Origin of the sequence: Streptomyces sp. NPDC059452, from assembly GCF_042750035.1 — a bacterium.
GTDB lineage: Bacteria > Actinomycetota > Actinomycetes > Streptomycetales > Streptomycetaceae > Streptomyces.
The window spans coordinates 50,995-70,490 of the sequence record NZ_JBHYVE010000010.1; the positions used below are offsets into that span (position 1 = coordinate 50,995).

Annotated in this window: 16 protein-coding genes; 8 read left to right on the top strand and 8 right to left on the bottom strand. The window is 71.7% G+C overall.

Annotation, left to right across the window (positions count from 1 at the left end; genetic code table 11):
• Nucleotides 1-6: 6 nt before the first annotated feature.
• Entirely contained in the window at nt 7-2,763 is a 2,757-nt protein-coding gene (locus ACFW9Z_RS15705) for a penicillin acylase family protein (RefSeq protein WP_384640156.1), read from the bottom strand.
• Nucleotides 2,764-3,071: 308 nt separating this feature from the next.
• Between ACFW9Z_RS15705 and ACFW9Z_RS15710 the strand changes: the two genes are divergently transcribed.
• From ACFW9Z_RS15710 to ACFW9Z_RS15735, 6 genes are all read left to right on the top strand, one after another.
• Entirely contained in the window at nt 3,072-4,631 is a 1,560-nt protein-coding gene (locus ACFW9Z_RS15710) for a potassium/proton antiporter (RefSeq protein ID WP_384640544.1), read from the top strand.
• Nucleotides 4,632-4,923: 292 nt separating this feature from the next.
• Complete coding sequence (locus tag ACFW9Z_RS15715; protein ID WP_384640158.1) at nt 4,924-6,204, top strand: MFS transporter; 1,281 nt, start codon at nt 4,924-4,926, stop codon at nt 6,202-6,204.
• Nucleotides 6,205-6,270: 66 nt separating this feature from the next.
• Nucleotides 6,271-6,624, top strand: coding sequence for an FmdB family zinc ribbon protein (locus tag ACFW9Z_RS15720; RefSeq protein ID WP_384640160.1), 354 nt, complete (start codon nt 6,271-6,273; stop codon nt 6,622-6,624).
• A gap of 106 nt (nt 6,625-6,730) precedes the next feature.
• Nucleotides 6,731-7,615, top strand: coding sequence for an S-methyl-5'-thioadenosine phosphorylase (locus tag ACFW9Z_RS15725; RefSeq protein WP_384640163.1), 885 nt, complete (start codon nt 6,731-6,733; stop codon nt 7,613-7,615).
• A 267-nt stretch (nt 7,616-7,882) separates the two neighbouring features.
• Nucleotides 7,883-8,695, top strand: coding sequence for a hypothetical protein (locus ACFW9Z_RS15730; protein WP_384640166.1), 813 nt, complete (start codon nt 7,883-7,885; stop codon nt 8,693-8,695).
• Between the two features lie 113 nt (nt 8,696-8,808).
• Nucleotides 8,809-9,357, top strand: a complete 549-nt coding sequence (locus tag ACFW9Z_RS15735; RefSeq protein WP_384640168.1) for an MscL family protein — start codon at nt 8,809-8,811, stop codon at nt 9,355-9,357.
• A gap of 16 nt (nt 9,358-9,373) precedes the next feature.
• Here ACFW9Z_RS15735 and ACFW9Z_RS15740 read toward each other — a convergent pair whose 3' ends face one another.
• The 6 genes from ACFW9Z_RS15740 to ACFW9Z_RS15765 all read right to left on the bottom strand — a co-directional run bounded on the left by ACFW9Z_RS15740 (nt 9,374) and on the right by ACFW9Z_RS15765 (nt 15,005).
• Entirely contained in the window at nt 9,374-9,598 is a 225-nt protein-coding gene (locus ACFW9Z_RS15740) for a hypothetical protein (protein ID WP_384640170.1), read from the bottom strand.
• Between the two features lie 121 nt (nt 9,599-9,719).
• Entirely contained in the window at nt 9,720-10,115 is a 396-nt protein-coding gene (locus tag ACFW9Z_RS15745) for a hypothetical protein (RefSeq protein ID WP_384640173.1), read from the bottom strand.
• A complete protein-coding gene (locus ACFW9Z_RS15750; RefSeq protein WP_384640175.1) occupies nt 10,112-10,936 on the bottom strand; it encodes a Rieske (2Fe-2S) protein in 825 nt (274 codons plus the stop codon). Before ACFW9Z_RS15750 ends, ACFW9Z_RS15745 begins: the two co-directional genes overlap by 4 nt.
• Nucleotides 10,933-11,535: a 4Fe-4S dicluster domain-containing protein gene (locus ACFW9Z_RS15755; protein WP_015609150.1), complete on the bottom strand. Its 603-nt coding sequence runs from the start codon at nt 11,533-11,535 to the stop codon at nt 10,933-10,935. Before ACFW9Z_RS15755 ends, ACFW9Z_RS15750 begins: the two co-directional genes overlap by 4 nt.
• Nucleotides 11,536-11,541: 6 nt before the next feature.
• The gene (locus tag ACFW9Z_RS15760; protein ID WP_384640177.1) at nt 11,542-13,869 is read right to left on the bottom strand and encodes a molybdopterin oxidoreductase family protein; all 2,328 of its coding nucleotides are present in this window, start codon (nt 13,867-13,869) and stop codon (nt 11,542-11,544) included.
• The gene (locus ACFW9Z_RS15765; RefSeq protein WP_384640180.1) at nt 13,866-15,005 is read right to left on the bottom strand and encodes an MFS transporter; all 1,140 of its coding nucleotides are present in this window, start codon (nt 15,003-15,005) and stop codon (nt 13,866-13,868) included. The genes ACFW9Z_RS15760 and ACFW9Z_RS15765 overlap by 4 nt, the downstream gene beginning before the upstream one ends.
• Nucleotides 15,006-15,242: 237 nt before the next feature.
• Here ACFW9Z_RS15765 and ACFW9Z_RS15770 point away from each other — a divergent pair, with 237 nt between their 5' ends.
• Both ACFW9Z_RS15770 and ACFW9Z_RS15775 read left to right on the top strand, forming a co-directional pair.
• Entirely contained in the window at nt 15,243-16,358 is a 1,116-nt protein-coding gene (locus ACFW9Z_RS15770; protein WP_384640183.1) for a P1 family peptidase, read from the top strand.
• Nucleotides 16,359-17,146: 788 nt separating this feature from the next.
• Nucleotides 17,147-17,893, top strand: coding sequence for a DUF6227 family protein (locus ACFW9Z_RS15775; protein ID WP_384640187.1), 747 nt, complete (start codon nt 17,147-17,149; stop codon nt 17,891-17,893).
• A 46-nt stretch (nt 17,894-17,939) separates the two neighbouring features.
• Here ACFW9Z_RS15775 and ACFW9Z_RS15780 read toward each other — a convergent pair whose 3' ends face one another.
• Nucleotides 17,940-19,463, bottom strand: a complete 1,524-nt coding sequence (locus tag ACFW9Z_RS15780) for an MFS transporter (RefSeq protein ID WP_384640189.1) — start codon at nt 19,461-19,463, stop codon at nt 17,940-17,942.
• Nucleotides 19,464-19,496 lie beyond the last annotated feature (33 nt).

Consider the following 19,496-nt stretch of genomic DNA (forward strand, 5'->3'; position numbering starts at 1 on the left):
GTCGGCTCAGGGCTGGCGGGGCTTCAGCGTCAGCGTGTCGACGGTGGACTCGCCGACCGCGTCCGCACCGAAGGACCAGTCGAGCAGTTCGCCCTTGGCCCACTTGTCGGTCTGGTCGGTGTAGTGCGCGTTGAACGCGTGCCCGGAGGCACCGGAGAGGTTGATCCAGCGGGACTTGTCCCACTCCCCCACGTTGACGACCATCCGCATCGACGGCACCCAGATGACCTCGTAGCCGCTCGCCGCGTTCCAGCCGGTGGCGTTGACCGCCGCCTCGCCGCCGCCGAGGTTCCAGGGGCCGCGGTTGAGCGCCCGCTGAAGCAGATCGGGCCCTTCGGTACCGAGGGTCTGGTTCTTCAGCATCAGCCGGTGCAGCCGGCCCCAGCTCCAGGTGGAGATGTCCTTGCCGAGCTTGGCGGTCAGCTCCCAGCGCGCGTCCTCCATCGCCTGGGCGAAGAGGTCGTCCCGGCTCTCCAGGGCCTCCTCGCGGCCCCGGGCGGGCGCCTTCCACCACTCGTTGTCCTGGTCCTTCACGATGTCGCGGACCACCTGGAACCAACGGTCCCCGCCGTCCGGCTGCGCGGAGTCACCGGCGCGCTGGCCGCACTCGCGCACGAGCTTGCGCTGCGCGTCCACCGGGCCGCTGTTCTTGGCCGGCGGCACGTTGATGCAGTCGCCCTTGACCCGCAGCTCCTTGGGGAGCTTGTTGCCGAAGGCGAGCTTGAGGATGTTGCGCCAGACACCGTTGAAGTACGCGGCGGCGGCCGAGTCGGGCTCCTGGGTGTAGTCCCAGCCCTCCAGCAGCTTCTGGGCCTCGCGCACGCTCGGGTCGGAGATGTTGATCTTCAGCAGCTCGGGCACCAGCAGCGCGGCGATCTCGCTGGTGTTGTCCATCTGCATCTTCTGCATGTCGTCGGTCGAGACCTTCTCGCCGCCCTTGATCTTCTGGGCGATGAGGTCGTTGATCCGCTGGCTGCGGGTGCCGTAGCCCCAGTCCTTGGTGAGCAGGTGGGGGTACTTGCTCTCGTCGATCACGGCCTGGTTGGCGGTGACGATGTAGCCGCGCTCGGGGTTGTACTCGTAGGGCAGCTCGTCGAAGGGGATGTACCCCGTCCACTTGTACCGGGGGTCCCAGCCCGGTGCGGGCACCGTTCCGTCGAAGCCCTTGGAGCGGACCGGGATCTTCCCCGGCGCCTGGTAGCCGATGTTGCCCTCGGTGTCGGCGTAGATGAGGTTCTGCGAGGGGACCTCGAAGTTCTCGGCGGCCGCCCGGAAGGTGGTGAAGTCCTTGGCCCGGTTGATCGCGAAGACCGCGTCCATGGACTTGCCCGGCTCCAGGGCGGTCCACTTCAGGGCCACCGCGTAGCCGTCGGCACGGTCGGGAGCGGCGTTGGTGACGGGCGCCTTCTGGCCGACCTTGTCCAGTTCCTTGCTGCGGTCGGAGACCAGGGGGCCGTTCTCCGTCTCGCGGACGGTGATCTTCCGGTCCCTGCCGCCCGCGACCTTGATGGTCTCCTCACGGGTGGTGAACGGCTTCACCTTGTTGTCGTACAGGTAGCCGTCGTCGGAGACCTTCTCCAGGAAGAGGTCGGTGACGTCCGCGCCGAGGTTGGTGAGGCCCCAGGCGATGTCCTGGTTGTGGCCGATGACCACACCGGGCATCCCGGAGAAGGTGTAGCCCGCGGTGTCGTACTGGCAGGTCTTGGAGAGCTCCCGGCAGTGCAGGCCCATCTGGTACCAGAGGGAGGGCAGCATCGGCGCCAGGTGCGGGTCGTTGGCGAGCAGCGCCTTGCCGGTCGTCGTGTGCTTGCCGTCGACGACCCAGGAGTTCGATCCGATGCCGTTGCCGTTCGGGCCGAGCAGGGCGGGGATCTCGTCCAGGGTGTCGGAGAGCGCGGAGAGCTGGGTGTTCAGGCCCTCGGTGGCGCCCTGCGGGGTCGCGGCCCCGATGTCGCCGGACGGGGTGGCGTCCAGGTCGAACTTCCCGGTGACCGGGGAGACCGCCCCCCGGTCGACGATCGGCTTGTGCGTCTTGTAGGGGTACTCCGGGTACAGGTCCTCGATCTGGCCCTTGTCGAGGCGGCTGGTCAGCAGCGAACGGTCGATCTCGTCCTGCATGTTGCCGCGCAGGTCCCAGGCCATCGCCTTGAGCCAGGCCACCGAGTCGACCGGGGTCCACTCGGTGGGCTTGTAGTCGTTGGTCAGCCCCAGCGCCGCGTACTCGACCGAGATGTCCCGGCCTTCCTTGCCCTTCAGGTACGCGTTGACGCCCTCCGCGTACGCCTGGAGGTTCCGCTTGGTGCTCTCGTCCAGGACCGTGTCGTACTCCTCCTGAGCGACCTTCCGCCAGCCGAGCGTGCGCAGGAAGGCATCGGTCTCCACCTGGCCGGAGCCGAACATCTCGGAGAGCCGGCCCGCCGTCATATGGCGCCGGACGTCCATCTCCCAGAAGCGGTCCTGGGCCTGGACGAAGCCCTGGGCGCGGAAGAGGTCGGCGTCGGAGTCCGCGTAGATCTGCGGGATCCCGTACGAGTCCCGCTTGACCTCGACATCGCCGGAGAGGCCGTCGAGCGTGATCGTTCCGGTGGTCTGCGGGTACGAGGCCCGCACCGTGGAGACGGACCAGTAGGCGCCGAACCCGACACCCGCGACGAGCGCCAGCACCAGGACGAGCAGAAGGAGGCGGACGCGGCGCCCCTTCTTCTTCTTGCCGGGCTTCTTCGCGTCGGAAGGGCCGGAAGCGTCGGTTGTATTGGCGGGCATCGCTGTCCTTCGAGGGGCAGGGTGGTCCTGGGAGTGCAGGAGCAACCATAGGCGCAGCCGGTAAGCCACTCGGACGCGGTATAGGGATGCATCCATTTGCGTATCCCTCGTACGAACACGCGAAAGCCTTGTAGTGAACGCGGAAGCCGTCGGGAAGCCGTCAAGAAAGCGTTAAAGATTAGGTAAGGTAACGAAGTACTGGCCGCCGGAGGACGATCCGGCAGGCGCACGCAGGGAAGGAACGGACCCTGACTGTCCACGCGCTCAACGAACTCCTGCTCGTGTGCTCGCTCGTCCTGCTCGTCGCCGTGGCGGCGGTACGGATCTCCTCGCGCAGCGGGCTCCCCAGCCTCCTCCTGTATCTCGGCATCGGGATCGCCCTGGGGCAGGACGGCATCTTCGACGTCAAGTTCGACAACGCCGAGCTGACGCAGGTGATCGGCTACGCCGCCCTGGTCGTCATCCTGGCCGAGGGCGGACTCGGGGCGAAGTGGAAAGAGGTCCGGCCCGTCCTGCCCGCGGCCGCGGTGGTCTCGACCGTCGGCGTCGGCATCAGCGTGGGCGTCACCGCGGCGGCCGCGCACTACCTGGTCGGTCTGGAGTGGCGTCAGGCCCTCATCATCGGCGCGGTCGTCTCCTCCACCGATGCCGCGGCCGTCTTCTCCGTACTGCGCCGAGTGCCGCTGCCGTCCCGGATCACCGGTGTCCTGGAGGCCGAGTCCGGCTTCAACGACGCCCCCGTGGTCATCCTCGTCGTCGCGTTCTCCGCGGTCGGCCCGGTCGAGCACTGGTACATCCTGATCGGCGAGATCGCCCTGGAGCTGGCCATCGGCGCCGCCATCGGCATCACGGTGGGCTGGCTGGGCTCCCTGGGGCTGCGGCACGTCGCCCTCCCCGCCTCCGGCCTCTACCCGATCGCCGTCATGGCCATCGCCGTGATGGCGTACGCGGCGGGCGCCATGGCCCACGGCAGCGGCTTCCTCGCGGTCTACCTGGCCGCGATGATCCTCGGCAACTCCAAGCTGCCGCACTGGCCCGCCACCCGCGGTTTCGCCGACGGGCTCGGCTGGCTGGCCCAGATCGGGATGTTCGTGCTGCTCGGCCTGCTGGTCACCCCGCACGACCTGGTCGAGGACTTCTGGCCCGCCGTCGTGGTGGGCCTGGTGCTGACCATGGTGGCCCGGCCGCTGTCGGTCTTCCTGAGCCTGGCGCCGTTCCGGCTGCCCGCGCGCGAGAAGGTCCTGATGTCATGGGCCGGGCTGCGCGGGGCCGTGCCCATCATCCTGGCGACCATTCCGATGGTCTCCGGGGTGGAGGGCAGCACCAGGATCTTCAACATCGTCTTCGTACTCGTCATCGTCTACACGCTGATCCAGGGCCCCACCCTGCCCTGGGTCGCGGACAAGCTGAAGATCGCCGACGCCAAGGCCGAGGCCGACGACCTGGGCGTCGAGTCCGCACCCCTGGAGCGGCTGCGCGGCCATCTCCTGTCGGTCGACATCCCCGAGAAGTCGCGGATGCACGGCGTCGAGGTCGGCGAGCTGCGGCTCCCGGCCGGGGCCGCGGTCACGCTGGTGGTCCGCGAGGAGGAGAGCTTCGTGCCCTCCCCCACCACGGTCCTGCGGCGCGGCGACGAGCTGCTGGTGGTGGCGACCGATCCGGTGCGCGACAAGGCGGAGGCCCGGCTGCGGGCGGTCGGCGAGGGCGGGAAGCTGGCCGGCTGGCTGGGCACGGGCGGCGGGACGGCGGCTTCCGGTACGCCGGGCAACCCCGGTACGCCGGGCAACCCCGGACCGCAGGCACTCTCGAAGACCCCGGCGCCCCATGCGAAAGCCCCGGCGCCCCATGGGGACACGCGTCGTCAATAGGAGACTGATCACAGGCTGACCAGGAGACCCTGTGCACATTCACAGGTGCACGGGGTTTCCTGCCTGTACGATAAAGGCACACTGATCGACCAACTCTGTCTGATGCAGAGCTGGCGCGACCGTATGGCGGTCGTGGTGTCTCTTCGCCCGGCGTTTCTCCGCCGATGGCAGCGAGTCGCCCGGCATCTACCGCAGTTCCGCGCGAAGAGGACAGCTCTCGGCCGCTTCCGTCCGGCCCGCCCCACAAAGGCGTCGGGAAGCAGCGCTACCAGGCGGCAGAAAGGCAAGGACCGTGGCGACCACGGTCACCGACCGCCCCGGTTACGGGCAACTGCTCCGCACCCCTGGTGCGTGGACCTTCCTCCTTCCGGGCTTCGCCGCCCGGCAGCCCTTCGCGATGCTGACCATCGGCATCGTGCTGCTCGTCCAGCACACCACCGGCTCCTACGGCAGCGCGGGCGCCGTCGCGGCCGTCGCCGGTGTCTCCATGGCGCTGGTGGCCCCGCAGGGCGGCAAACTCGCCGACCGGTTCGGTCAGCGGGCCGTCCTGCTGCCCGGCGTCCTGCTGCACACCGCCTCCGGCGCCGCACTGGTGGCCCTGGCGCTGGCGGGCGCGCCCCTGTGGGCGCTGTTCGCCGCCGCCGTGCCCACCGGCGCCTCGGTCCCGCAGATCGGCCCGATGGTGCGGGCCCGCTGGGCGGCGATGCTGGGGGCCACCCCCGACCGGCCCGCCTCCCCGCTGATGTCCACGGCCGCCGCCTTCGAGTCGGTGACGGACGAGTTCACCTTCGTCCTCGGACCGGTCATCGCGACCGCGCTCTGCACCGGCGTGCACCCGGCGGCCGGGCTGATCGCCGAAGCGGCGCTCACCCTGATCGGCGGCCTGCTCTTCGCGGCGCAGCGCGCCACCCAGCCCGCTCCCCGCCCCGCCGCAACGGCGGACCGGCCGCACACCTCGGCGCTCTCCGTACCGGGCGTCCGGGTGCTGATCGTCGCCTTCCTGGGCATCGGCGCGGTCTTCGGCGGCATGCAGGTCTCGCTGACGGCGTTCACCCAGGAGATCGGCCACCCCGGCATGAACGGCCTCCTCTACGGGATCTTCGCCGCGGGCAACATGCTGGCCGGCATCGTCTGCGGTGCCATCGCCTGGAAGAGCAGCCCGCAGCGCCGGCTCGTCGTCGGCTATGTGGCCCTGACCCTCATGGCCTCCGGCCTCTGGGCCGTGCACTCCGTGCCGCTGCTGGCCGGACTCGGCCTGCTGGTCGGACTCTGCATCGCCCCGGCCCTGATCAGCGGCTACACGCTGGTCGAGTCGCTGGTGCCCGCCACCGCCCGCACCGAGGCCTTCACCTGGCTGACGGGCGCCGTGGCACTGGGCCAGGCCGCCGCCGTGACCGTGGCGGGACAGCTCGCCGACGCCCGTGGCGCGAGCACCGGATTCCTGGTCCCGCTGGCCGGTACCGTACTGGCGCTGGCGACCCTGCTGGCCCTGCGCTCGCGGCTGGCGCCGAGGTCCGCGGGCCGGACCGTCGCACGTGGGATCGGTCACCGCGAGCCGGTCACGGTGGACTGATGCCGCGGAATACGTCAGTATGGACCGTCGTTAGCACTCATTGAGTGAGAGTGCCAGGAGGAGCAAGTGCCGACCTATCAGTACCAGTGCACCGAGTGCGGCGAAGGCCTTGAGGCGGTGCAGAAGTTCACCGATGATGCCCTGACCGTGTGCCCGAGCTGCGACGGACGCCTGAAGAAGGTGTTCTCTGCGGTCGGCATCGTCTTCAAGGGTTCCGGTTTCTACCGGAACGACAGCCGCGGCTCCTCGTCGAGCAGCACGCCGGCTTCGACGACCCCGAAGTCGTCCGACTCCGGTTCGTCCTCGTCGACGGGTTCGGACGCGAAGTCGAGCGCTTCGTCGTCGGCCTCGTCCTCCGCTTCCTCCTCGTCGTCGGCCCCCGCGCCGGCCTCGTCGTCGAGCGGTACGTCGGCCGCCTGAGCCCGCGTACGCCCCACACGCTTCACCGGACCCCGCCGAACCGCTCGGCGGGGTCCGCGCGTTTCCCGCCCGCAACGCCGCACGCTCACCCCGATACGGTGACCGCATGGTGAACGCACATACGGACACGGGCTCCGGCACAGACATCGCGGGTACGGCGGCGGGGGCGGAGATCGGGGTCATCGGCGGCTCGGGCTTCTACTCCTTCCTGGAGGACGTCACCGAGGTCTCCGTGGACACCCCTTACGGGAAGCCCAGCGACTCGGTCTTCCTCGGCGAGATCGGCGGCCGCCGGGTGGCCTTCCTCCCCCGCCACGGCCGCGGTCACCATCTGCCGCCCCACCGCATCAACTACCGGGCCAACCTGTGGGCCCTGCGCTCCGTCGGGGTCCGCCAGGTGCTGGGCCCGTGCGCGGTCGGCGGGCTGCGCCCGGAGTTCGGCCCGGGCACCCTGCTCGTCCCGGACCAGCTGGTGGACCGCACCAAGAACCGCGTACAGACCTATTACGACGGTGAGACCCGGGCCGACGGGACCGTACCCAACGTCGTCCATCTGGGCTTCGCCGATCCGTACTGCCCCGAGGGCCGCCGGGCGGCGCTCGCCGCGGCGCGCGGACGCGACTGGGAACCGGTGGACGGCGGCACCCTGGTGGTGGTCGAGGGGCCGCGCTTCTCCACCCGGGCGGAATCCCGCTGGCATGCGGCGATGGGCTGGTCCGTGGTCGGGATGACCGGGCACCCGGAAGCCGTGCTCGCCCGGGAGCTGGGGCTCTGCTACACGACGCTGACCCTTGTGACCGACCTGGACGCGGGCGCCGAGGCCGGTGAGGGCGTCTCCCACGAGGAGGTGCTCCGGGTGTTCGCGGCCAACGTGGACCGGCTCCGGTCGGTGCTGTTCGACGCGGTGGGCGGGCTGCCCGCCACGGAGACCCGCAACTGCACCTGTGCCCATGCGCTGGACGGGATCGACACGGGGGTCGCGCTGCCGTAGGCCGCGCGGCGGTAGGGGCGCCTCTCGGCGGGCGTCCACGACTGGATCGGTCGGACGGCCGACGGCCAGTGACCTTCGGCCAGTGGTCTGCGGGCGGCGGGCGGCGGGCGGCGGGCGGCGGGCGGTCCACCGGATCGGGTGACGAAGTTGTCCACAATCCCGGGGTTGTCCACAGGGCCCAGCGGGATCGGCACGGACGGTGGATCGTGAGGGGAGTTCGGCCGGGACCTCCGGCCGGGCTCCCCTCGTCCGATGTCAGGTGGCGCCATGTCCTCGTCCCCCTTCCCTCCCTCTCCGCCCCCGCCCTCCGGCCTCCCCGCACCCCGGCCCTCCGGCAGCCGTTCCGCACACCCCGCGTGCCACGCCCCCGCGCGTCACACCCCCGACACTCCGCCGCGCGCCGCCGACCATGTGAAGCCGCTTCCCCGGCCCCCGGCGCCGCCGCCCGCCCCGCACGGGGTGGGGCCGTTCGCGCCGCTGCGGGTGCGGGGCGGCGGGGCATACCGGCTGCGGCGGATGCTGCGCAGGCAGCGGCGCGCCCTGGCCGCGGGGCTCGCGCTGGCGGGTGCGGCGCTGGCCACCACGGGACTGGGCACTACGGGTGTGGGGGCCACGGGTGCAGGGACCACGGGGCTGAGCAGCGCCGAGGGCGACACGGCGGCTTCGGATGCGGCCGTCCCGGACGCGGCCGCGTCGGGCACGGGGGCACCAGACGCGGGGGCACCGGACGCGGGGGCGGAGGCCGGTCGGCCGGCCGCGCGTCTCGTCTCCGCGCCGGTACGGATCGCGGACGCGGCGACGGTACGGCTGCTGCGTCCCGGGGACCGCGTCGATGTGATCGCGGTCGGCGGGCCGGGCGACGACGCCCGTTTGGTGGCGCGCGGGGTGCGCGTCGCCCAGGTGCCGGTCCCGGCCGCCGATGATGGCGGCCTGCGGAGCGGGGGTACGGGGACGATCGGCGCGGACCCGGCACCGGAGGGCGCTCTGGTGATGCTGTCCGTGGAGCGGTCCACCGCCACGGCGCTGCTGGGCGCGGGCGCTTCGGGCCGACTGGCCGTGGCGGTGTCCGATGCGAACTGACGCTCTCTCAAGTCACCCGTGCGCATTACGGGATTGGACAGTGCCGCCTTCTCCCGCCTTGAGTGGCGGAGCACTCTGCTCCCGTCACCGCACATGCGAAAGAAGGCTCACCTGTGAGCGAGAAGAAGGTCAGTCTCTTGGAGGGCTTCAAGGCCTTCCTCACGCGCGGCAATGTGATCGACCTCGCGGTGGCTGTCGTCATCGGCGCCGCGTTCACGAACATCGTGAACGCCGTCGTCAAGGGCATCATCAACCCGCTGGTCGGTGCGTTCGGCACGCAGGACCTGGACAACTACAGCTCCTGCCTCCAGGGCCCCTGCACCACGGACCCGGCCACCGGCGAGATGGACGGGATCGAGATCCTGTGGGGCTCGGTGCTCAGCGCCACCCTCAGCTTCCTGATCACTGCCGCCGTCGTGTACTTCCTGATGGTGCTGCCGATGGCCAAGTACCTGGCCAAGCGGGCGGCGATGCAGGCCGCCAAGGACGGCGTGCAGGAGACGCTGGAGGTGAGCGAGCTGGAGGTGCTCAAGGAGATCCGCGACGCCCTGGTCGCACAGCGCGGTGGTGGAGCGGCCGGGGCCGGTGGGTTCGACACGGGCTCCCCCGGTGGGCCGGGCGAGGGCGGCGGGGCGCTGCCGGGCCGGGACGAGGAGCGGTAGCCGGGCGGCCGACGGCTCAGATGTGGTGGGGCGGCTTCTCGTCGAGGAAGCGCGCGAGGTCGGCGGCCCCGGAGCCGCCGGAGGGCCGCTCGCCCCATCCCCGGTCCGTATCGTCCGCGGACTGCTGGTCCAGCGGATCGTCGAAGATCAGAACCGGCTTGGGCTTCGGTCCCTCGGGCGGCTGTGCCTGTGGCTGCTGCTGCTTCACGTCTCGCGGACCGGGGGCGGGGGCGGCACTCATGGTTCCAGGGTACGGCGGCGGGCCACGGGGTACGGGCCACCGCCGGGCCGGGCGGCTCGCACGGTGGGACGCCCGGCGGCTCGCACGGTGGGGCACGGGCGGCCCCCGGGCCGTGTGGCCGTCAGCGGTCCTTCGGGTCGATGAGCCACAGGCCGAGCACGACGAGGAACGACAGGCAGAGGAAGCCGGCGCCCCACCAGGCCGTTCCGGTGTTGCCCTCCATCCACTCGTCGATCAGCACCGTCAGCCCCCAGAGCTGGCCGACGACCACGGTCATCGCCAGGGCGAGGCGGGCGGTCAGCTTCGAGGAGCGCTCCGGCTCCTGGTCGGTGCCCGCGCCGGGGCCGGGCCCGGTGTGGCGGACGCGCGGGTCTCCGTATCCGCTGGTGGGGCGGATCTGGGGATACCGCTCGTGGACGGGCCGGTTCAGCGCGGGGTCGGCGCTGCCCGGGTGGTACGTGGGGTAGTGGCTGCCCGGGGGCGGCAGCGGCTGCTCGGGGCGCGGGGCGTCGCTCATGCCCGCCTGCCGGGGGTGTCGGTGGGACCGGGGGCGGGGGTCACGGGGAGATCGAAGGCGGGGGGTGCCCCGGTGCGGCTCGGGGCGGTCCTGTTGGCCGGGGATACCCCCGTACGGCTCGGAGCGGCTGTCGCACCGCTGCCTCCGGGGGCGGGTCCGGTCCCCGCGCCCCGGGGTGGTGCTTCGGCGCCGGAGCCGATGTCGGGGCAGCCGATACGGGCGGCGAGGTCGGGGCGTTCGCCGCCGAGCTGACGGCAGAGGCCCGCCTCGACGCTCTCGCCGGAGCGGGTGGTCCCGACGGCCCAGATGCTGCCGTCCTCCTCCTCGATGACCACGACCTTCGGCAGTCCGCGCGGGGGCGGACCGGCGGTGACCTCACCGGAGCGGGCGTCGAAGACGCCCTCGTGGCAGGGGCAGTACAGCTCGCCCTCCCTGCCCCGGTCCTTGCGCCAGAGCACGGCGCAGGCGAGGTGGGTGCAGACGGCGGAGTAGCCGACGAGGGTGCCGTCGTCGAGCCGGACGGCGACGGCCCGGTCCTCCTCGCCCGGGTAGCGGAAGGCGATGGACTCGCCGGGCGGGAGCCGCTGGGCGATGCGTTTGGCCTCGGGCGCCCTGCCCTCCTCACCGTCGCCGTGGCGGTGGAGGATGCCCGCGGCCACGCCGATGCCGCCGACGGCGAGGCCGCCGGAGACGGTGGTGACGATCCGGAGGTAGTCGCGCCGGGTGGTGAGGGAGTCGGCGGCGATCCGGTCCTGGAGCGCCTCGCGCGGGTCTCCCCCGGCCGGGTGGTCGCCGCCCGGCTGCTGTTCGGTAACGCTCATCGGCGGACGTCCTTCCCGTTGATCTCGACGACGGGCAGACCGCCGGGGACCGGCCACTGCACCTTCTCGGCGGGAACGACCATGGCCACGCCCGTGCGGACCTCGGTCTCGCCGAAGACGAAGGTGTCGGCGACCTGGACGCCGGGGCGCTCGGCCTGGAGCTCCTCGACGGTCCCGTAGAAGAGCGCCCCGGTCGGGCAGACGGTGGCGCACATGGGGGCGAGGCCGTAGGCGGTGCGGTCGTAGCAGAGGTTGCACTTCAGCTGGAGCTTGGCGCCGAGGTCGATCTTCGGTACGCCGAAAGGGCAGGCGTTGACGCAGTTCGCGCAGCCGATGCAGCGGGTGGTGTCGGCCTGCTGCACCACACCGTCGGCGGTCACCAGGATCGCGTCGGCGGGACAGACCTCGGCACAGGGGGCGACCGGGTCCTCGCAGTGCATACAGACGGTGGGAAGGGAGGCGACGGAATGGCCCTCGTCGGTGTAGTCGAGATGGATCATCGACTTGCCCCGGTGCGAGTCGCATTCGCGGCAGGCGGAGACACAGGCCTGGCAGCCGATGCAGCGCCCCGGGTCGATGAAGATCGTTCTGCCCATCACGGGGGATCAGCTCCTCTCCGAGGTGCCACGGCCCTGCGGGGCCGTGGGAGGCAGCGGGTCGGTACGGGAGACCTGGGTCTCCGGATAGGCGACATGGCCGGGGGCGACCGGGGGTGCGGGGACCTCGTCGATCCGCTCGGCGTGCTCGATGCGGCAGGCGCACACCTTGTACTCGGGGATCTTGGAACGGGGGTCGAGGGCGTCGATGGTGAGGGCGTTGGCCGCGGTGGGGACGGGCCAGTGGTAGGGGACGAAGACGGTGTCCGGGCGGATCGCCTCGGTGACCAGGGCGGGGAAGACCTCGCTGCCGCGCCGGGTGACGATCCGTACGGGCTCGCCGTTCCGGAAGCCGTGGGAGGGGTGGATCTCGGCCCAGGGGCGCGGGGTCTGTTCGACGAGGGCGCCGAGCCTGCGGGTCTGGTTGCCGGAGAGGAAGTGGGCCACGGTCCGGCCGGTGGTGAGCGACATGGGGTGCTCGTCGTCGTACGGGTCCATCGGCGGGTGCCACTCGACGACCTGGAGGTGGATCTTGCCGTCGGGGTGATAGGTCCTGCCGTCCTCGAAGAGGCGCGGGGTGCCGGGGTGGTCGGTGGAGGGGCAGGGCCAGGCGATGCCGCCGGTCTCCTCCAGCCGTTCGTAGGTGATGCCGTAGTAGTCGTTGACGGTGCCGGCGGAGGCGATGCGCAGCTCCTCGAAGACCGCCCGGGAGTCGGGGAAGTCGAACTTGTCTCCGGCGCCGAGGCGGCGGGCGAGTTCGCACATGACCCAGGTGTCGGTGCGGACCCCGGGGGGCGGGTCCTGGGCCTTGTTGTGCTTGACCACCCGGGCCTCGGCGTTGGCCATCACCCCTTCGTCCTCGGCCCAGGTGGTGACGGGGAAGACGACGTGCGCGTTGGCGGCGGTCTCGGAGAGGAAGAAGTCGAACTGGGCGTGGAACTCGGTGGCGTCGTACCCCTCCTTGACCACCCCGTAGTTGGGGAGGGAGACGAAGGGGTTGTTGCAGATGCCGATCAGGCCACGGATCTCGCGGCGCTGCATCTGCCAGACCATTTCCATCATGGAGGTCCCGGCGGGCGGGAGTTCGGACTCCTCGATGCCCCAGATCTCGCAGATCTGACGGCGGTGCTCGGGGTTGGTGATGGAGCGTCCGCCCGGGAGGAGGTCGGACTTCTGGCCGTGCTCGCGGCCGCCCTGCCCGTTGCCCTGGCCGGTGATGGTGCCGTAACCGGCGCCGGGTTTGCCGATGTGGCCGGTGGCGGCGCAGAGGCTGATCACGGAGAGGCAGTTCTCGACGCCCTGCGAGTGGTGCTCGATGCCCCGGGCGTGCCAGGCCATGGCCTTCGGCGCGCGGGCGAAGGCGCGGGCGACCTGGACGATCTGCTCGGCGGGGATGCCGCAGATGGCGGCGGCGCGGGACGGCGGGTACTCGGCGGCCTTGGCCTTGACCTCCTCCCAGCCGGTGGCGTGGGCGGCGAGAAAGTTCTCGTCGGTGAGTCCTTCGGCGATGACGACGTTCAGTACGGAGGTGAAGAAGGCCGAGTCGGTGCCGGGTTTGAGGGCGACGTGGATGTCGGCGGTCCGGGCGATGGCGGTCTCGCGCGGGTCGATGACGATGAGGCTGGCCCCGCGGTCCCGGGCTCCCCAGACGTACTGGGTCATCACGGGGAAGCACTCGCCCACGTTGGACCCGGCGATGAGCAGGCAGTCGGTGAGGAGGATGTCGGAGAAGGGGTTACCGGCCCGGTCGATGCCGAAGGCGAGCTTGTTGGCGCCCGCCGCGCTGACCATGCAGAGGCGGCCGTTGTAGTCGACGTGCCGGGACTTGAGGGCGACCCGGGCGAACTTGCCCACCAGATACGTCTTCTCGGAGAAGAGGCTGGCGCCGCCGAGCAGCCCGAAGGCGTCGTTGCCGTAGGTCTGCTGGATGCGCTTGATCTCGGAGACGGTGAAGTCGAGCGCCTCCTCCCAGGAAACCTCCCGGAACTCCTCGTCGCGGGAGCGGCGCAGCAGCGGGGCGGTGAGCCGGTCGGGGTGGTTGACCTGCTGGTAGGCGTTGATGCCCTTGGGGCAGAGCCGCATCCGGTTGATGTCGTGGTTGCGGGGTTCGACGCCGAACACCTTGCCGCCCCGGTCCACACGCAGATACATCCCGCACTGGACACCGCAGAAGCAGCAGTGGGTGGGCACCAGGGTCTCGCCGTTCTGGTCGGCGTGCCACTGGTCGGCCGGGATGCCGCCCGCGTCCCGGAAGGCGCGGGTGCCGGGCGGGGCGAGGGAGGGGTCGAGCGGGATGAAGGTGCGGCGGTCGGCGGCGGCTCGCGGTTCCGCGGTCACTTGAAGCCCTTCTTCACATGGGAGAGGTAGGCGCTGCCGCGCAGCACCCGCTTGCAGCGCGGGCAGTACTCGGCCCAGGCGTCGAAGTCGAGCCGGAGGTCCCGCATGGTGCCCCGCAGGTTCTCGACGTAGGGGCCGGTGTCGATGGGCTCCTCGCAGCGGCGGCAGGCGAAGACCTGGTCGTCCTGGCGGCCGGTGTACTTGAACAGCTGCATGCCGACGGCGGCCGGGCGCTGGACGATGTGGAAGAACTTGCCGAACGGGATGTAGATGAGCGTGAAGACCACCGAGACCATGTGGAGGATCGCGAGGAACTGGTAGCCGCCGCCGTGCAGGAAGATCGAGGAGAAGGTGAGCAGCAGCCCGGTCACGGAGATGACGATCAGCGCGATCAGCGGCACCAGGTCGTAGGCGAACCGCTGGCCGGTCGAGGCGCCCCGGTCCTTCATCCGCCGCCACAGGAAGTACGAGGCGCCGGGGATGACGAGGACGGCGGCGATGTCGAGGCCATGGAACATCAGCCAGCCGAGGACGGAGAGGGAATCGAAGCCGAGGATCTTGATGCCCCAGATCCGCATCTCGTAGCCGGGCCCCGAACCGCTGCCGGAGGTGAAGGTGAACCAGCCCCAGGTGAGCGGGAAGGTGATCAGGGCGGCGAGGATGCAGCCCCAGAAGATCAGCTGGTGGGCGGCCCAGCGGGCGTGGGACCGGGCGCCGAGGAACTTCTGGAAGCCCAGATAGGTGGCGATCATCTTCGGCAGGGCGGTGGGGGCCCGGCGGAAGTTCTCGTACGAGAAGAGGCTGCGCCACCCCTGTTTGAAGAGGCGTCGGGCACCGGGGGCGGAGATCCAGACGGTGTAGCGGTAGGCGACACCGAAGGCGAGGAAGACCGTGGCCACGGCGTACGGGAGGAGGGCCGAGTCGAAGTTGCGCAGCATACGGCTGCCGAGCACGATCGCGAGGATCAGCAGGGCGGAGACCACCACTCCGGCCAGGGTCGCCCGGGTGGTGACCGACCGGGGGCCGGTGGCGGCGGGGGGCGCGCCTGCGGAGTCGGTGGAGGGACGCGGCTCGGCTGCGGAGGAGGCGGCCGAGGAGGCTGCGGAGGGTGCAGGGGCTTCTGGCGGCTCGGTCACTCGGCCACCGTAGGACCGTTTACGGCAATGGGACCCGTTTTGGGCGGTAAGGGGGTGAGTGCGTCGCCCGGACAGGCGCAGCGGACGTGCTTGCGTATGTGCAAGCCTGCGTACACGTACGGCCTGCGTACGTACGAGTGCGTACGTACACGAGTGCGTACGTACGAGCCCGCGGTCCGCTCGTGGGCGCCGACCGAGGCGTCCGGGGCTCGTGGGCGCCGACCCGAGGAGCGCGCCATGACCGCCGAGGACCCGCACCCGCCGTTGCTGGATGCCCCGCACTCGCCATTGCTGGACGCGCTGACCGATGTGGCCGGGATCCGGGTCGGGCACGCGCGGGTGGCCGGGGCCGGGGCGTTGAGCGGGACGACCGTGGTGCTGGCGCCGGAGGGCGGGGCGGTGGCCGCCGTCGATGTGCGGGGTGGCGGGCCGGGGACCCGGGAGACGGACGCGCTGGACCCGCGCAACCTGGTGCAGCGGGTCGACGCGATCGTCCTCACGGGCGGCAGCGCGTTCGGGCTCGACGCCGCGTCCGGGGTGGTGGCCTGGCTGGAGGAGCGGGGCCGGGGCGTCCGGGTCGGCGCGGGGCCCGCCCACGTCGTCCCCGTCGTTCCGGCGGCCGCCCTCTTCGATCTCGGCCGGGGCGGCGAGTGGCGGGCCCGCCCCGATGCCTCGACCGGCCGCGCGGCGGTGGAGGCGGCGGCCGCCTCCGCCCCGGGGTCCCCGGTCGCCGAGGGGAGTGTGGGGGCGGGCACGGGGGCGGTGGCCGGGCAGCTCAAGGGCGGTATCGGTACGGCGAGCGTGCGGCTCGCCTCCGGGGTCACCGTCGCCGCCCTGGTCGCGGTCAACGCGTCGGGCTCGGTGCTCGATCCCCGTACGGGGGTGCTGTTCGGGGAGTACGGGGCCGGGGAGCCGCCCGCGTACCCGGCGGCCGGGACCCATGCGGCGGCGCTGCGGCGGCTGGCGCGGGAGCAGGAGGCGAGGGAGGCGGCCGGGGGCGGGGTACCGCCGTTCAACACCACGATCGCGGTCGTCGCGACGGACGCGGATCTCGTCAGGGCCCAGGCGCAGAAGCTGGCGGGCACCGCGCACGACGGCATGGCCCGCGCCGTGCGCCCGGTCCACCTGCTGACCGACGGGGACACCGTGTTCGCGCTCGCCACGGGCCGGGTGCGGGTGGACGCGGGGAACCCGGTCGCGGTCAACGAAATCCTCGCGGCGGGCGCCGACGTACTGGCCCGCGCCATCGTGAAGGCGGTGCGCGCGGCCCGGAGCACCGAGGGACCGGGCGGCACGTTCCTCGCGTACACGGACCTGTACGGGGACCGGCCGGACGGCGAGGGCGAAGCCTGACGGGGGGCCAGGGGCAGGGGCGAGGCCTGGCAGGGGGCCGGGGCGGGGGCGGGGGCAAAGCCTGACGGCGAGGCCGGGGCAGGGGGGCGGGGCCCGACAGGGAGGCCGGGGTGAGGCCCGACCCGGGCGGGGGGGCGATGCCTGAAGCCACCACGGCGAGGCGCGGCACGACCGGGCGAGGCCCGACGCCTCCGGGGCGAAGCCTGACGCCACCACGGCGAGGCGCGGCGCGACCGGGGCAAGGCCTGGACGCCACCGCGGCCCGGCCCGGCGCGGCGCGGCCGGAGGCAAGGTGCGCGGCCGACGGGAGGACGCGCCACGGTAGCGGGGCCGGGAGCGCGCGGCCCCGGTGTGGGGCGGGCCCCGGGGGCGTGCGGCCCCACAGTGGCCGCGCCACGGGACCCGGGCCGGAACCAGAGCCGGGAGCGCGCTCCACAGCGGGGGCCGGGAACGTGCGGCCCCCCGCTGTGGGGGGGGCGCGGGCGCGCTACCGGCCCCGGGAGCGCGCGGGCGGGGTCCCGGCCCTGGTATGGAGGCCGCGCGGCCTCGGCGTGGAGGGCTCCCGGCCACGACGTGGGGGCGTGCGGCCCGGCAACGGGGCGTGCGGGGGCTCTACTCGCAACCGGGGCGCGGCAGTTCACCCCCAAGCGCCCGAAATGCGCCGGGAACAGCCGGGGAACTTTCTGCGTGCGCCCTACGTTTTTACGAACCCCGGTCACGATGTCAGACCCAGGGACTACGTTAAGCACGCATCAAGTAACACGCGGCGACGGCCTGGAGACAGCACCTTGAGCGATCCGTACGAGACAACCGAGCAGCACCTCGACCGACTCCTGCGACGCGCCCTGAACTCTTTCGACCTTCCCGACAGCACCGTCGACCTGCTCGGTTCGGCGCTGGCGCACAGCAGTGCACTGCACTCCTCGCACCACAGCCCCGTCCTGCACCGGGAGACCTACCGCCACACCTACCTCCTCGCCGACGGCTCCGCCCTGGCCCTGTGGGAGCTGGTGCACAGCGGCGGCCGGGACGACCAGGCGCCCCGCCGACACGAGCTGTACGACGACGAGGGCGATGCCCATGTCGCCGCCGCCCGGCTCGCCGGAAGCCTCTCGGACGCACCGGCCTTCGGTGACGAGGGAGGCCCGGGGGACCTGGAGATCCTGACGCTCCTGATGGCCGCGCCCCCGGCCCCGGTGCCCAGGACGTACGCCCCCGACAACTCCGCGGACCACGCCCGCCGGGTCCTGCGCCGCGCGGAGAACGAGGACCGGCCGGGCGCGGAGAAGGCGCGGCTGCTGCGGTCCGCCTTCGCCCACCACATCACCCAGATCTTCGGGCGTCAGCGCCAAGTGGACGGGAAGGAAGCCGGGTTCACGCTCTACGAGCACGCCTTCCTGTTGCTGGACGGCAGCGAGACGAGCCTGTGGGAGGTCGAGCACACGGCGACGCCCGACGGCCGCCACATGTGCGAGGTGTACGAGGACGAGCTCACCGCCCGTACGGCGATGGAGAGCCGTACCAGGATCTGCTGAGCCCGCCCCCATCACTCCCGTAACCCCGTCACCCCCGTGCCTGCGCTCAGCCGTTCAGCGCCGGCTCCTTGGTGAGCGGGCCGTCACCGGCCGCCTCGCCCTCCACGTGCGCCTTCGGCCTGGCCGGCAGCGCGAACATCAGCAGGAAGATCGCCCCGAGCACCCCGGTCACCCACCACAGCGACTGCTGGAACGCCTCCACGAAGGCCGGACCGAGCTCCTGCGGCGCCAACTGGTCACCGATCGCGCCGAAGAAGACCACCGACACCAGCCCGAGGCCGAGCGCGGTGCCCATCTGCTGCACGGTGTTGATCAGCCCGGACGCCGAGCCCGCGTGCTCCTTGGGCACCTCGGAGAGGATCGCGTCGGTCAGCGGGGCCACGATCAGGCCCATCCCGACGCCCATGACGACCAGCGGGACCGCCATCTGCCAGGAGGTGATGGCCATGCCGTAGTGCTCGGCCTCCCAGAGGTAGATCAGCAGCCCGGCGGCCATCAGGAGCGCGCCCGACTGGAGGACCTTGCGGCCGAAGCGGGGCACGAGCTTCTGTACGGAGATCGCGGCGGCGACCGAGACGGCGACGGAGAACGGGATGCCCGTCGTACCGGCCCGCAGGACGCTCCAGCCCAGGCCCATCTGCATGTAGAGGGTCCAGACCAGGAAGAAGATGCCGAGGCCGATGCCGAAGGTGAGCTGCACGGCGATGCCCGCGGCGAAGCTCTTGACCCGGAACAGGGACAGCTCGATCAGCGGTGACCCGTCAATGATCGCCTTCTGCCGCTGATGCAGGACCAGGATCCCGAAGACGAACAGGCTGCCCACCATGGAGACATGGCCCCAGAGCGGCCAGTCCAGCTCGTGCCCCCGGGTGAGCGGGTAGATGAGCATCAGCATGGCGAGGGTGACCAGGGCGACGCCCAGCAGGTCGAGCCGCATGGCCTTGGGGGCCTTGGACTCGGTGATGAACTTGGCGCCGAGGATCAGTCCCGCGATGCCGACGGGCAGGTTGATCAGGAAGATCGGCCGCCAGCCGAGACCGAAGAGGTCCCACTCGGTGAGCAGCGCGCCCAGCAGCGGGCCGGAGACCGCGCCGAGACCGACGACCGCGCCGAAGAGGCCGAAGACCTTGCCGCGCTCGTGCGCCGGGAAGGTGGCGTGCACGATCGAGAGCACCTGGGGCACCATCAGCGCCGCCGTCGCACCCTGGAGGATGCGGGCGGCGACGAGTATCTCCGGGGTGGGCGCGAAGCCGCAGAGGGCCGAGGCCACGGTGAATCCGGCGATGCCGATGAGGAAGAGCCGCTTGCGCCCGAAGATGTCGCCGAGCCGGCCGCCCGTGATCAGCCCGGCCGCGAACGCGAGCGCGTACCCGGCGGTGATCCACTGGATCGCGGAGACGGAGGCGTTCATGTCGCCGGTGATGCTCGGGATCGCGATGTTGACGATCGTGACGTCGACCAGGTCCATGAAGGCCGCGGTCATCACGATGGCGAGGGCGAACCAGCGGCGCCGGTCGGCAGGGGCGGGCGGAGGCGGTGCCGTGTCCGGCAGCGGTGCGGAAGAAGACATGAGAAGAAACTACGTTCTCATTAGGCCAGAAGG

Bases quoted from the DNA above. Each gene is read 5' to 3' on its own strand.
- ACFW9Z_RS15780 (WP_384640189.1), bottom strand. From the start codon at position 19,463: ATGTCTTCTTCCGCACCGCTGCCGGACACGGCACCGCCTCCGCCCGCC.
- ACFW9Z_RS15725 (WP_384640163.1), top strand. From the start codon at position 6,731: ATGGTGAACGCACATACGGACACGGGCTCCGGCACAGACATCGCGGGT.
- ACFW9Z_RS15730 (WP_384640166.1), top strand. From the start codon at position 7,883: ATGTCCTCGTCCCCCTTCCCTCCCTCTCCGCCCCCGCCCTCCGGCCTC.
- ACFW9Z_RS15750 (WP_384640175.1), bottom strand. From the start codon at position 10,936: ATGAGCGTTACCGAACAGCAGCCGGGCGGCGACCACCCGGCCGGGGGA.
- ACFW9Z_RS15770 (WP_384640183.1), top strand. From the start codon at position 15,243: ATGACCGCCGAGGACCCGCACCCGCCGTTGCTGGATGCCCCGCACTCG.
- ACFW9Z_RS15745 (WP_384640173.1), bottom strand. From the start codon at position 10,115: ATGAGCGACGCCCCGCGCCCCGAGCAGCCGCTGCCGCCCCCGGGCAGC.
- ACFW9Z_RS15740 (WP_384640170.1), bottom strand. From the start codon at position 9,598: ATGAGTGCCGCCCCCGCCCCCGGTCCGCGAGACGTGAAGCAGCAGCAG.
- ACFW9Z_RS15705 (WP_384640156.1), bottom strand. From the start codon at position 2,763: ATGCCCGCCAATACAACCGACGCTTCCGGCCCTTCCGACGCGAAGAAG.